General features: G+C 52.9%; 14 protein-coding genes and 1 tRNA gene. 9 read left to right on the top strand and 6 right to left on the bottom strand.

What is annotated here, in order from left to right:
• A partial coding sequence (locus Q0683_RS07190) for a TrkA C-terminal domain-containing protein (RefSeq protein WP_298977000.1) occupies positions 1–422 on the top strand: 422 nt, incomplete at its 5' end.
• Positions 419–1,174, top strand: a complete 756-nt coding sequence (locus Q0683_RS07185) for a TrkA family potassium uptake protein (RefSeq protein WP_298615452.1) — start codon at positions 419–421, stop codon at positions 1,172–1,174. The genes Q0683_RS07190 and Q0683_RS07185, both read left to right, overlap by 4 nt.
• Here the strand turns inward: Q0683_RS07185 and Q0683_RS07180 are convergent.
• The 5 genes from Q0683_RS07180 to psbH all read right to left on the bottom strand — a co-directional run bounded on the left by Q0683_RS07180 (position 1,171) and on the right by psbH (position 4,467).
• Positions 1,171–1,989: a carbohydrate ABC transporter permease gene (locus Q0683_RS07180; RefSeq protein WP_298615454.1), complete on the bottom strand. Its 819-nt coding sequence runs from the start codon at positions 1,987–1,989 to the stop codon at positions 1,171–1,173. The genes Q0683_RS07185 and Q0683_RS07180 overlap by 4 nt on opposite strands.
• A 120-nt stretch (positions 1,990–2,109) precedes the next feature.
• A complete protein-coding gene (locus Q0683_RS07175; RefSeq protein WP_298615455.1) occupies positions 2,110–3,327 on the bottom strand; it encodes an ABC transporter permease in 1,218 nt (405 codons plus the stop codon).
• A gap of 79 nt (positions 3,328–3,406) precedes the next feature.
• Positions 3,407–4,024 carry an aminoacyl-tRNA hydrolase gene (gene pth / locus Q0683_RS07170; protein ID WP_298615457.1) on the bottom strand — a complete coding sequence of 206 codons (618 nt, stop codon included), beginning with the start codon at positions 4,022–4,024 and terminating at the stop codon, positions 3,407–3,409.
• 5 nt (positions 4,025–4,029) lie between these two features.
• Positions 4,030–4,263: a TatA/E family twin arginine-targeting protein translocase gene (locus tag Q0683_RS07165; RefSeq protein WP_298615461.1), complete on the bottom strand. Its 234-nt coding sequence runs from the start codon at positions 4,261–4,263 to the stop codon at positions 4,030–4,032.
• Positions 4,264–4,266: 3 nt separating this feature from the next.
• Positions 4,267–4,467, bottom strand: a complete 201-nt coding sequence (gene psbH / locus Q0683_RS07160) for a photosystem II reaction center phosphoprotein PsbH (protein ID WP_181495330.1) — start codon at positions 4,465–4,467, stop codon at positions 4,267–4,269.
• Between the two features lie 86 nt (positions 4,468–4,553).
• Here psbH and psbN point away from each other — a divergent pair, with 86 nt between their 5' ends.
• A complete protein-coding gene (psbN, locus tag Q0683_RS07155) occupies positions 4,554–4,685 on the top strand; it encodes a photosystem II reaction center protein PsbN (RefSeq protein ID WP_011057227.1) in 132 nt (43 codons plus the stop codon).
• Positions 4,686–4,687: 2 nt separating this feature from the next.
• Here the strand turns inward: psbN and Q0683_RS07150 are convergent, their stop codons facing one another.
• Positions 4,688–5,266, bottom strand: coding sequence for a photosystem I assembly protein Ycf4 (locus tag Q0683_RS07150; protein ID WP_298615467.1), 579 nt, complete (start codon positions 5,264–5,266; stop codon positions 4,688–4,690).
• Positions 5,267–5,484: 218 nt separating this feature from the next.
• Between Q0683_RS07150 and clpB the strand changes: the two genes are divergently transcribed.
• The 6 genes from clpB to Q0683_RS07120 all read left to right on the top strand — a co-directional run.
• Positions 5,485–8,100 carry an ATP-dependent chaperone ClpB gene (gene clpB / locus Q0683_RS07145; protein WP_298976995.1) on the top strand — a complete coding sequence of 872 codons (2,616 nt, stop codon included), beginning with the start codon at positions 5,485–5,487 and terminating at the stop codon, positions 8,098–8,100.
• A gap of 376 nt (positions 8,101–8,476) precedes the next feature.
• Positions 8,477–9,727: an MFS transporter gene (locus tag Q0683_RS07140; RefSeq protein WP_366142516.1), complete on the top strand. Its 1,251-nt coding sequence runs from the start codon at positions 8,477–8,479 to the stop codon at positions 9,725–9,727.
• Positions 9,728–9,736: 9 nt separating this feature from the next.
• Positions 9,737–10,486, top strand: coding sequence for a creatininase family protein (locus tag Q0683_RS07135; RefSeq protein WP_298615476.1), 750 nt, complete (start codon positions 9,737–9,739; stop codon positions 10,484–10,486).
• Entirely contained in the window at positions 10,487–11,371 is an 885-nt protein-coding gene (locus Q0683_RS07130) for an alpha/beta fold hydrolase (RefSeq protein WP_298976990.1), read from the top strand.
• A 38-nt stretch (positions 11,372–11,409) separates the two neighbouring features.
• Positions 11,410–11,483, top strand: a tRNA-Pro gene (locus Q0683_RS07125).
• Positions 11,484–11,857: 374 nt separating this feature from the next.
• Positions 11,858–12,446 (top strand): glycosyltransferase (locus Q0683_RS07120; protein WP_298976988.1); only part of this gene is annotated, 589 nt, incomplete at its 3' end.

Below are 12,446 nucleotides of genomic sequence, written 5' to 3'. Positions count from 1 at the left end.
GAGCCAATCTAGCCAGCACAGAATCAAAGCTGCGCATGGCAGGGGCGGATCACATCGTTTTACCGACAAAAATTGGTGCCAGCCAAATGACCAACCTCATTCGGCGACCGCGCATTGATTTCCTCGAACAAACGGGCGATCTCGAAACCCTCAACGAACTCTTAAGCCATATTGATGCTCGCCTAGAGGAAATGGAAATTACCCCCAGTTACCCCTATGTAGGTACGCGCTTGGCGGGACTTGAGGTGCGGGGTCAAGGCGCATTTATCATCATCGGCCTGCGCAAGAGTGATGGTCAATTATTTTCGACTCGCGACAATCCTCTTGTGGAAGTGGGGGATACATTGATCTTGTTGGGTCATGTTCAAGATGCCCCCAAGTTAATTCGTAAATACACCCTCCGCTCCCGTCCCCTTCGATGACCCCTCCCTCCCACCTTGCTCACCTCAAAGATCACGTCATTATTTGCGGCTATGGTTCCCTTGGGCGGACTTTAGCAATGAACCTGGCCGCTGCTGAAATCCCCTTTGTTGTCATTGACAACCAGCGGCAGCGACTACGGCTGGCTCAGCAGTCAGGGCATCCTTTCTATCGCGGCGACGATCTCATGGATGAAAATGAGCTGTTGGCCGTAGGCGTGGATCGTGCCCGCACACTCGTTGCGGTTTTGCCCGATGATGCCAGTAATGTCTTTATCACCCTAATTGCCCGCCGCCTCAATCCCCACCTGCAAATCTTGGCCTATGGTGAATTACCCGCCACGGAGTCCAAATTGCGCTTTGCCGGCGCCGATCATGTGGTCTTGCCCTCCAGTATTAGTGCCCACCGCATTGTCCAGTTAATTACTCGCCCGACAGTTCTGGATTTTCTGGAGGAGAAGGAGGAGCGCAGTCATCTGATTGAGCTATTGAGCCAGTTGGATCTCCAGATTGAAGAGTTTACCCTCCCCCTAGAATCCCCGCTGTTGGGTCTGGCGATCGCCGAAGTGGAAGCAAAAGGTCGAGGCCGGTTCATTATTGTGGCTGTACGCCGTTGCAACGGCAACTTGGTCACCCATCCCCCCTTGAGTCTGCCTTTGCAAGCAAAGGACACGGTCATTGCCTTGGGTCAAGCTGCTGAAATTCAAGCCTTTTTCCGCCAACAGACTCCTCGCTATCGCCGCTTTAGAATCTAGCCCTTAAGACCGGCAGCGGTGTGTGAGGGAATAATGTACCGTTGCAAGAAAATAAAAACAATGAACACAGGCACAATTGAAATGACAGAGCCTGCCGCAATCAGTCGCCAATCTAAGGAAAACGTCCCCGCCAAGGTCACCACGCCAATGGGGAGGGTATAGAGTTCTGGCTGATCCACAACCAATAAGGGCCAGAGAAAATCACTCCAAGCGCCAATAAACACAAAAATGCCAAGGGTAACCAAGGCAGGGCGAATGGCCGGCAGCATCACAAACCACCACAACCCCAATTCGGAGCAGCCATCGAGGCGAGCCGCCTCCTCCAGTTCCTTGGGCACTGCCATAAAAGCCTGTCGCAACAGAAAAATACCAAAGGCAGAGGCCAAACTTGGCAGAATGATCCCTAGGTACGTATTCCGAAGCTTCAACTGCACAACCAAAATAAAGAGGGGAATCACAATGACTTGAAAGGGAATCATGAGCGTGGCCAAAATAGTCGCAAAGATCGCCTCCCGCCCCCGAAAGGAAAGCCGCGCCAAGGGATAGGCGGCCAAGGCAGAGGTTAGGAGATTGCAGGCCACCGTGAGAACCGCCACCAGCGTACTGTTAAACAGGTACCGGCCAAAGGGATGCGTTTGCCAGACAGTTACAAAATTTGCTAGGGTCGGCTCGGCAGGTAACCAGCGGGGCGGAAAGGCAAAAATATCTTCGTTGGCGGACTTGAAGGCGGTACTGACCAGCCACAGCAAGGGAAGCAGCATGGCGATCGCGATCGCCCCCAACAGTAGGTAGGTCAAGCCTCGCCGCAGGTTCATCGCCGCGTCCAGAGATTCGTAAACATCATTAACAGGCCACCAATCGCAATGGCGATCGCCAAGCCACCGGCAATCCAATCTAGGGTTGTTGTTTCCATTTGAAATTTCCCAGGGATACTGTTAGACACTGCGCAGGGCAACAATCGGATCCAGCCGCGCCGCCCGCTGAGCGGGAACTACCCCAAAGAAGAGACCAATGCTGCCCGAAACGCCCACGGCAAGAGCTACAGCAAGGGGAGCAACTCCAGCCTCTAAAGGCGTCAGCATCGCCACTAGGACGACACCGCCCACACCGACGCCTGTACCGATTAAACCGCCAAGGGCAGACAGGATCATCGCCTCAATCATAAACTGTGCCAGTATATCCCGCTGCGTGGCACCAATCGCCTTGCGCAGGCCAATTTCTTGGGTGCGCTCCGTCACGGACACCAGCATGATGTTCATAATGCCAATGCCCCCCACCAGCAGCGAAATGCTGGCGATCGCCGCCAACATCAACGTCAAGGCATTACTAATATTGCCAATAATTTGCAGGGCTTCCTTTTGGGTTTGAATCGTAAAATCATCCTCATCCACAATTTGGTGCCGCAGCCGCAGCAGGTTGGTAATCTGAAACTTGGCGGCATCAATGCTTTGCTCATCGCGGGCCGACACCGAGATAAATGTCAAGGAAATCCCGTAGGGGGAACGCTGGCCGACAATGCGGGAAGACATCGTCGTAATAGGAATGTAGGCGGCCTCATCCTGATTGTTGCCAAGGAAGGCGCCCTTTTCGGCCATGACCCCAATGACCTCAAAGGAAAGATTCTTAATGCGCACCTGCTGCCCCACAGGATTTTCGTTGATAAAGAGCTTCTTGGCCAGATCAGCCCCCAAAATGACCACACGGCGATGCCGTTCCACATCCTCCTCGGAAATGAAGCGCCCGCGCGCCACGGTAAAACTGCGCACCGAGGGAAAGGTGGGGGTAGTCCCCACAATTAAAACGTTGGTATTGCGTCCACGATAGGTGACTCGTTGCTGGACTTGGAGTTGGGGCGCCACTTCCTTGACGGTAGGGACTTGGGTAGCGATCGCCCTGGCGTCCTCAAGGACAAGGGTTTGGGGCACATTAAAGGTGCGGTTGCGGGCTTGGGGCGTGCCGGGGACAATAAAGAGCGTATTGGGTCCGAGGGATTCAAACTGGCCGGCGGCATAGCGCTGTGCCCCTTGACCTACGCCCACCATGGCAATTACCGCCGCATTGCCAATGATAATGCCCAGCATCGTCAGCCCACTGCGCAGCCGATTGGCCTTCAGGGTGGCGATCGCCATGCGCACGCTTTCAGTAATGTCCATGATCCTGCGCCGACAACAACTGTCTTTACTCTAACTTGAGAGGTTGCTTCGCCTCAGAGTTTCAAAACAGGTTTCCAGTTCACGATTGCGGTAGGGGAATACTTTTGCCGTTGTAGCGATTCATGGCCGCCTCCACCCCCGACCGAATACTCAGCTCAATGGCGTCCACAGCTAAGTCAAGCACAGCGGGCAAAATGGCAAGTTCCGCCGCCGAAAACTGTCCTAAAACGAAGGGCACGGCATTGCGCGGCCCGGTTTGTTGCTTCAGGCGATCGCCAAAAGCAATGCCCACCTTGAGGCGGGGAAACTGTTGGGAATGGCAGTGTTGAATAATTGACTTAATACCATTGTGTCCCCCTGTGGAGCCGGTTAAGCGCAAGCGCACTCGCCCCAAAGGCAAATCGGCATCATCATAGACAACAAGGGTGCGCTCAAGGGGTAGCTTATAGAAATTCAAGAGGGCATGGAGCGCCTGCCCAGAATTATTCATATAGGTAGTGGGCTTGAGGAGATGCACTTTCTGACCATCAATGTAGGCTTCCCCCACCTCCCCCAAGAAGCGCCGCTGCGGAGTCAACTCAACCCGATACCGCTGGGCGAGGGCGTCGAGGACACGAAAGCCGATGTTGTGGCGAGTTGTAGTGTACTCTATGCCTGGGTTCCCAAGGCCAACAATCACGCAGGGCTGGAGTACCATGCCACCTAAGCGGAAGGTTCCCGAGGCGATTCAGCCTCTGCCTTGGCCTGCTGTTCCTGTTCTAGGGCAGCGGTCTGACGTTTTATTTCATCTTGGAATTCGCGGGAGGCTTCCTCAAAGGCACGCTTGGTTTTGCCAAGGCTGCGGCCAATTTCCGGCAGCTTTTTCGGGCCAAAAATTAACAGTGCCACTACCAAAATAACGATGAGTTCCGGCAGACCGATCCCAAAAACGTTCATAGATTATCCCAAGGCTGTCCAACTCACATTAACACCATCAATCATGAGTGTCGAGTTGTAAATCTCCAGAATAATCAACAGGAAAACGAGAAACAGCCCCATGAAGACAGCCATCAAGGGAGTGGTGCCCCAACCGGGAGCAACTTTACCGTACTCAGAGTTGAGAGGGCGCAAAAGATCACCAAGCCAAGTCCGTCGTGCCATAAATCCCTTTTTTGAACGAAATGAACAGCATTTTAATGTTTCGTAATATTATAAAAGCATATCTTGCTCCCATTGAGTACGTTTCTATGGAACCTGCAACAGTTCTTAGCATTGCTCTTGCCGCCGTCTGCATTGGCGTCACCGGCTACTCCATCTACCTTTCCTTTGGCCCCCCCTCCAAGGAGCTAGCGGATCCCTTCGACGACCACGAAGACTAAAACTACAGCCCCTCAACGGGCACGCCCAAAAAGCTGGCAATCCTTGCGCCTTGGGTCTCTAGTTCTGCTAAAGGCAAGGGTGTACCCACACGGGTAAGGGGGATTTCACCTCGGCCTTTAATTTTCAGGTAGAGGGCACGCTTGGGGTTAAGACCCTCTTTAATGACGATCTTTATCGCCTGCACCTCGCTGATGGGGCAGCTTACCTCAATTTGGCGATTCTTGCCGGGGAAGCCCCAGCGGAAGATACGCACAAAGCCGGTTTCTTTGTTGAACTCATTGAAGCCTCCGCCAATATCCCAAGCGATCGCCAGCCACAGATACGTTGCCAACAGCAGTGCCGCCACCCCATAAAAGCCAATCGCAATCCCTTGGGGAATAAAAACCAAATCAATTGGGTTGCCAACGGGCAGCAAATTGCGGTGCAAATAGCTGGAAAGACCCGCCAGAAAGAAGCCAATACCCCCAATGGAGACCACCGTTGCCCAAAAGTAGTTACTGGGGCGACGGGATCCCAGCACCGTATAGCGCAGAACCGACTCTTGACGCGGGGAGGACTCAGTCACAGGGGAGTTGGTCATAGCTCGCGTTGCCAAAGTTGAAGTGCTTTACATTTTATAGAGAAACTGCTCCGATTCCCAACGAGACTCTCTACAATGCAGTTTGTAGGAGCTACGCTGAAACTATGGCGGGTGAGTTAATCCTACCCCTGAGGTAGGGAAGTCCGAAGCAACGTTTTTCTTGCAATCCATACAATACAAATAGTTAGAAATCGTAAAAAGGGGTCAAAGGGTTAGATATGCAACCATCCAATCCAAATCAATTTACGGAAAAAGCATGGGCCGCGATCGCCCGCACGCCAGATTTGGCCAAGCAGGCGCAGCATCAGAATCTCGAAAGTGAACACCTGATGAAATCGCTCCTAGAGCAAGAGGGGTTGGCCACGCAGATTTTCCAGAAGGCGGGCTGTTCGGTGCAGCGAGTGCGAGATTTCACCGATGACTTTATTCACCGTCAGCCCAAAATTAGCAATCCCAGTGGCGTCTATCTAGGACAGAGCCTTGATAAGCTCCTCGATCGCGCCGAAGAGGCGCGCAAACAGTTCGGCGACGAGTTTATCTCAGTTGAGCATTTAGTCCTAGCCTTTGCCCAAGACGATCGCTTTGGCAAAAAACTGTTCCAAGAGGTGGGTCTTACGGAAAGTGCGCTGCGGGAAGCTATTCGCCAAATCCGTGGCTCCCAAAAAGTGACCGATCAAAACCCCGAGGGCAAGTATGCAGCCTTGGAAAAATATGGCCGTGATCTAACCCTGTTGGCTCGCCAAGGGAAACTCGATCCCGTCATTGGCCGCGATGATGAAATTCGCCGTGTGATTCAGATTCTCTCCCGCCGTACAAAAAACAATCCGGTGCTCATTGGTGAACCCGGCGTCGGTAAAACCGCCATTGCTGAAGGCTTGGCACAACGAATTGTAGCCCGCGATGTCCCTGACTCCCTGCGCGATCGCCAGTTAATTGCCCTAGACATGGGTGCCTTGATTGCCGGTGCCAAGTATCGCGGTGAATTTGAGGAGCGCCTCAAAGCCGTGCTTAAGGAAGTGACGGACTCCAACGGCCAAATTATTCTCTTTATTGATGAAATCCACACCGTCGTTGGTGCCGGCGCAACCCAAGGAGCCATGGATGCCGGCAACTTGCTCAAACCCATGTTGGCACGGGGTGAACTGCGCTGTATTGGCGCCACCACCTTGGATGAATACCGCAAGTACATTGAAAAGGATGCCGCCCTAGAACGGCGCTTCCAGCAGGTCTATGTGGATCAGCCCAGTGTCGAGGACACCATCTCGATTTTGCGCGGTCTCAAGGAACGCTATGAGATCCACCACGGCGTGAAAATCTCCGATACAGCTCTAGTGGCCGCCGCCACCCTCTCAAACCGCTACATTAGCGATCGCTTTTTGCCCGACAAAGCCATTGACTTGGTGGACGAAGCGGCGGCCAAGTTGAAAATGGAAATCACCTCAAAACCTGAAGAACTGGATGAGATTGACCGCAAGATTCTGCAATTGGAAATGGAGCGGCTCTCGCTGCAAAAAGAGACCTCGGCAGCTTCCCGCGATCGCCTTGAGAAACTCGAAAAAGAGTTAGCAGATCTCAAGGAAGAGCAAAGCCGCCTCAATGCCCAGTGGCAGGCGGAAAAAGAAGTGATTGACCGCCTCCAAGCCATCAAGGAGGAGATTGAGAAAGTCAACATTGAGATTCAGCAGGCGGAGCGTAACTACGACCTTAACCGTGCTGCCGAACTCAAGTACGGCAAACTCATCGAATTGCAAAAGCAGCTTGCCCAAACCGAGGCACAACTCAAGGAGATTCAGGTGGGTGGCCGCTCCCTGTTGCGGGATGAGGTGACCGAGGCCGACATTGCCGAAATTATCTCGAAGTGGACTGGCATTCCCGTCACCAAGCTGGTGGCCTCGGAAGCGGAAAAACTGCTGCACCTTGAGGAAGAACTCCACAAGCGAGTGGTTGGCCAAGATGAGGCCGTAACGGCTGTCGCAGAAGCCATTCAGCGCTCTCGCGCCGGCTTAGCAGATCCCAATCGTCCCATTGCCAGCTTTATTTTCCTTGGTCCTACGGGGGTCGGTAAAACGGAATTGGCCAAAACCTTGGCGGCCTTTATGTTCGACACCGAAGAGGCCATGGTGCGGATTGACATGTCCGAGTACATGGAAAAACACGCCGTCTCGCGTTTGATTGGGGCGCCGCCGGGCTATGTGGGCTATGAGGAAGGGGGTCAACTGACAGAAGCTATCCGTCGCCGTCCCTATGCCGTCGTTCTCTTCGATGAGATCGAGAAAGCGCATCCCGATGTCTTCAATATCTTCCTGCAAATTCTTGACGATGGCCGCGTCACCGATTCCCAAGGGCGCACCGTGGACTTCAAGAACACGATCATCATCATGACCAGCAATATCGGTTCTCAGTATATTCTCGATGTTGCGGGGGATGACAGTCGCTACACAGAAATGTACAACCGCGTCATGGAGGCAATGCGTGCCCACTTCCGACCGGAATTCCTCAACCGCGTGGATGAATTTATCATCTTCCACAGCCTGCGCAAGGATCAGTTGCGGCAGATTGTTCAATTGCAGGTGCAGCGGCTGCAAGAACGGCTGAGCGATCGCCAGATTACCCTGTCCCTCACCGAGAAAGCGATCGACTTCTTGGCCGAAGTGGGCTATGACCCCGTCTATGGGGCTCGCCCCCTGAAACGCGCCATCCAGAAACAACTGGAAACCCCCATTGCCAAAGCCCTGCTGCGGGGTGACTTCTTCGATGGTGATACAATTCTGGTGGATGTGGGCGAAGACGAACGCCTCAGCTTCCGGCGTCAAGCCGAACTGGTCACCGTTTAGGTTCAACTGAAACTCAATGCAGGAGGGTCGGGCTTTTCCCCCAGCCCTCTTTTTTTAGTTTTTTAGCCAATCTTTTGGTCACCCTGAGCCGTCAGCATACCAATGGTTGGGGCGATGCCTCGGTGATCGGCAAATATGGCAACCCTCTATCCCCAGCAAATTTGAAGGGGGGAATGGGCAATTGAGGGGGTACCGCTGTGGTGGCATCTGTAAACATCAATACATCATAGCCAGCGGTTTGCCGGAAAAGAACCTAAAAGGATACAGGAACTGGGGAAACGCCCACAGGGCTGTGGCGGTATATTGGATTCAGACTGCCGCACCTAACTTGGGTAGTAATCAGGAAACTTATGTTCATGGTCAGCGAGCAACAGCAATGGTAAGTTCTGGTTCTAGACCCCGTCCAGAAGGGTTTGCTGCTCTGATGCGGAACAAGAATTTCCTCAAGTTATGGGGCGGTCAAATCATCTCCCAACTGGCGGACAAAGTTTTTTTGGTGCTGCTGATTACACTGGCAGTTTCCTACGATGCCAGCTACGAACTCCCCGGCTCTAAGGCCTCAGCCGTGATGATTGCCAACACGCTACCAGCAGTCTTCTTTGGTTCAACGGCAGGCACGTTCGTGGATCGCTACCCCAAGCGGGAGCTAATGAGTATTACCAACATTCTGCGGGGGCTACTGGTCTTTGCCCTCATCTTTATTCCAAAGCGGTTTACGCTGTTGCTCCTGATTGCCTTTTCTGAGTCCATCCTCACTCAATTTTTTGCGCCGGCAGAGCAGGCGGCGATTCCTCTGTTGGTCAAGGAGGAAAATCTCCTCTCGGCCAATGCCCTCTTTATCACAACAATGATGGGGTCGCTGGTGGTGGGGTTTGCCATTGGGGAACCATTGCTGAGTGGTGCTGTAGCCATAGGCGGTGTCTATGCCCGTGAAGCGGTTGTCGGCACGCTGTACGTCATGGCGGGGTTGGTTTTAGCCTCAATTCGCTATCGAGAAGCGGTTCATGAGCGCGATGACCCCCTCAATGTTTGGCATGACTTGCAGGAGGGGTTTCACTATGTACGCAAAAATCGCCTCTTGGGCAATGCCATGCTCCAGTTGACCATCCTCTATTGTGTCTTTGCCGCTTTGATGGTGTTGGCAGTGAGTTTAGCCCAAGAAATTGGCCTGCGCCCCAATCAGTTTGGCTTTCTCTTGGCTGCCGCAGGGTTGGGGTTGATTTTAGGGGCGGGCATTCTGGGGCAATGGGGGGAGAAATTGCGCCACCGGCCACTGCCCTTGATCGGCTTTTTGGTGATGGCAGCCGTTCTACTGGTCTTTGCCTTTGTGCATCATCTGTGGCTGGGGCTGGGCTTGAGTATTTTACTGGGCATGGGGGCGTCGCTCATTGGCATTCCCATGCAAACCCTGATTCAAGTGCGTACCCCTGCGGCAATGCGGGGCAAAGTTTTCGGCTTTCAAAATAACATTGTCAATATTGCCCTCAGTGTGCCCTTGGCGATCGCAGGGATTCTTTCCGACTTCCTTGGCCTTACGGTTGTGATGGTGGGGATGGGGGGTGTGGTGGCGATCGCCGGTATCTGGGCATGGCGGAATACACGAACCGTTCTTGAGGATGCGATTTAGGAGAGAGAAATGCCCCTACTCCATTTGCACACTTGGCCAGAGGTTGAAGCCTATCTCAACACCTCCAAGGGAGTGATTGTTCCCATTGGCTCCACGGAGCAGCATGGTCCTATGGGCTTAATTGGTACCGATGCCCTCTGTGCTGAGGCGATCGCCAAAGGGGTCGGAGAAACTGCTGCTGCCCTTGTTGCCCCAACCATCTCCGTAGGCATGGCCTTACACCATACGGCTTTCCCCGGTACCATTAGCTTGCGCCCGAGTACCTTGATTCTGGTCATTCGCGATTATGTCGTGAGTTTGGTACGCGCAGGTTTTCAACGCTTCTTTTTCATTAACGGTCATGGCGGCAATATCGCCACAGTGAAGGCAGCCTTTGCTGAAACCTACGCGGTCTTGGCAGATCTGCACATTCCAGAAGCGGATCAAGTGCGCTGTGAGTTGGCCAACTGGTTTCTGTGTAGCTCAGTGATGCAACTGGCGCGGGAATTGTACGGCGATCGCGAGGGTTCCCATGCTACCCCCAGTGAAGTTGCGGTGACCCAATTTCTTTATCCGGAGGCCATTAAGCGGGTTCCCCTCAACCCTGAAGTTAACACCGGCCATGCCATCTACGGTGCCGCCGATTTTCGCCGCCGCTATCCCGATGGCCGTATGGGGGCAGATTCCAGTTTGGCTACCCCTGAGCACGGGCAGCAATTTTATGAACGGGCTGTTCAAGAGTTGAGCGATCGCTACCGTCAATTTCTCCAAGCTGACTAAATGACACCTCCCCTCACACCGCAAACGTGGCATTGGCAAGATTACCCGATTCTCTATCGGCATCAAGGGACGCAGGGCATTCCCCTCCTGCTGATTCACGGCTTTGGTGCCTCGAGCTTGCATTGGCGCAAAAACATTCCTGCCCTTGCCGCTCACCATTCAGTCTATGCCATTGATTTACTGGGCTTTGGTGGTTCCGCCAAGCCCTCCCCTTCGGTTGTTCCCTACACATTTGAGACCTGGGCAACCTTGGTTTTAGACTTTTGCCATGAAGTCATCGGTCAGCCCGCAGTTCTCATTGGCAACTCTATTGGTTGTGTGGTTGCCTTACAAGCCGCTGTTTTTCAGCCCGCGTGGGTGAGTCGCCTGATCTTGCTCAACTGCTCTTTACGTCAGCTCCACGATCGCAAGCGACAGCAACTCCCTTGGCATCGCCGTTGGGGAACCGCGCTACTCCAGCAACTTTTGGGGAACCGCACCCTTGGCACCTACTTCTTCCGTCAAATTGCCCAACCCCCTACCGTGCGCCGCATTCTCCATCAAGCCTACGCCAAGACTAGCGCTGTGACTGATGAGCTTGTAGAGATACTGCTGACCCCTGCTCAAGATACGGGGGCTGCCGATGTCTTTTTGGCCTTTGTCCGTTACTCCCAAGGCCCTCTCCCTGAAGACCTGCTACCGCAAATTACCTGCCCCACCTATTTCCTTTGGGGTGCCGCCGACCCTTGGGAACCGATTGACGAAGGTCAGAAGCTGGCTCAATTTCCCTGTGTGCAGGAGTTTATTGCCTTGCCAGAGGTGGGCCATTGTCCCCAAGACGAAGCACCTGAGCAGGTGAATACCTACATCTTGAAATGGCTGGGAAAGACGCCCATCACCAGCTAGAATCTTCCCTAAACTCGTGTTATACTGGTATAGCTTAGCGGGGCGTAGCGCAGCTTGGTAGCGCACCACTTTGGGGTAGTGGGGGTCGTGGGTTCAAATCCCGCCGCTCCGACTTTACTGACTGTAAAAGTCGTTACCCTTTAGAAACTGTCTAGCCTCTGTTTCAATCACGTTATAGTTAGGATGATCCTTGGGGTGCGATTCGTTTAGCCGAAATCAAGGCAAGCGACCAAGCTATCAGGATCTCCTACTGCGATGATTTCAGTTTTACGATGAACAATCTCCTTGTCTAAGACCTATCTATCAGGCTCAATGTTACAAAGACCTGGCATTGAGACTGCCTTCAAATTGAATTGGTATGAAAATAGACTTGACAAGCATTCCGAAATATGAAGTAAATTAACGGTGAACTGAGTATTTGCCTTTTTTAAGGAAAGGGCAGAGTATTTCTTTGTCTTTTCAAACTATTGTTTAACGCCTCTACCTATGTCACCTAGTCTAAGTATTATTACAGCGACCTATAATGCCGAGAGTGACCTTCCTAACCTGATTGCCTCCTTGGTGGCTCAAACAGATGCCGACTTCGAGTGGGTGGTGGCCGACGGCAACTCCACAGACCGAACATTGGAACTAATAGACAAAGCAAAATCCCAACTCAAAACAGTAAAAGTGGATTCACGGCCAGACTTTGGAATTTATGATGCATTGAACCGCGCCATCAAACTCGCCTCTGGAGACTACTATGTCGTTGTTGGCGCAGACGATGTCCTGTTTCCTGAAGCCGTTGCCAACTACAAAAGAGCATGTGCAGAAACTGGGGCGGATTTGGTTACGGCCTGCTGCTACCACGGTGATCAACTGATTGCAGGGATTCGACAACCCGCTTGGGAATGGCTATGGGGAATGGGTGCCTATGTTACTAACCATGCCGTGGGTCTAGCCATTCGACGAGACTTGCACAAAGAAGTGGGGGCATACTCTCGTTACTTTCCTCTGGCAGCAGATCAGTTGTTCATTTTGCAAGCAATACGCCAAGGGGCGAGGGTTGTCTTCAGAGACTTTATTGCAGGGCGCT

The organism is uncultured Thermosynechococcus sp., assembly GCF_938074695.1.
Taxonomy (GTDB): domain Bacteria; phylum Cyanobacteriota; class Cyanobacteriia; order Thermosynechococcales; family Thermosynechococcaceae; genus Thermosynechococcus.
This window is presented reverse-complemented; position numbering and strand designations above follow the sequence as displayed.

What these genes read in the sequence shown, in the direction of transcription:
- Q0683_RS07185 (WP_298615452.1), top strand. Translation starts at nt 419, where the DNA reads ATGACCCCTCCCTCCCACCTTGCTCACCTCAAAGATCACGTCATTATT.
- Q0683_RS07180 (WP_298615454.1), bottom strand. Translation starts at nt 1,989, where the DNA reads ATGAACCTGCGGCGAGGCTTGACCTACCTACTGTTGGGGGCGATCGCG.
- Q0683_RS07175 (WP_298615455.1), bottom strand. Translation starts at nt 3,327, where the DNA reads ATGGACATTACTGAAAGCGTGCGCATGGCGATCGCCACCCTGAAGGCC.
- pth (WP_298615457.1), bottom strand. Translation starts at nt 4,024, where the DNA reads ATGGTACTCCAGCCCTGCGTGATTGTTGGCCTTGGGAACCCAGGCATA.
- Q0683_RS07165 (WP_298615461.1), bottom strand. Translation starts at nt 4,263, where the DNA reads ATGAACGTTTTTGGGATCGGTCTGCCGGAACTCATCGTTATTTTGGTA.
- psbH (WP_181495330.1), bottom strand. Translation starts at nt 4,467, where the DNA reads ATGGCACGACGGACTTGGCTTGGTGATCTTTTGCGCCCTCTCAACTCT.
- psbN (WP_011057227.1), top strand. Translation starts at nt 4,554, where the DNA reads ATGGAACCTGCAACAGTTCTTAGCATTGCTCTTGCCGCCGTCTGCATT.
- Q0683_RS07150 (WP_298615467.1), bottom strand. Translation starts at nt 5,266, where the DNA reads ATGACCAACTCCCCTGTGACTGAGTCCTCCCCGCGTCAAGAGTCGGTT.
- clpB (WP_298976995.1), top strand. Translation starts at nt 5,485, where the DNA reads ATGCAACCATCCAATCCAAATCAATTTACGGAAAAAGCATGGGCCGCG.
- Q0683_RS07140 (WP_366142516.1), top strand. Translation starts at nt 8,477, where the DNA reads ATGGTAAGTTCTGGTTCTAGACCCCGTCCAGAAGGGTTTGCTGCTCTG.
- Q0683_RS07135 (WP_298615476.1), top strand. Translation starts at nt 9,737, where the DNA reads ATGCCCCTACTCCATTTGCACACTTGGCCAGAGGTTGAAGCCTATCTC.
- Q0683_RS07130 (WP_298976990.1), top strand. Translation starts at nt 10,487, where the DNA reads ATGACACCTCCCCTCACACCGCAAACGTGGCATTGGCAAGATTACCCG.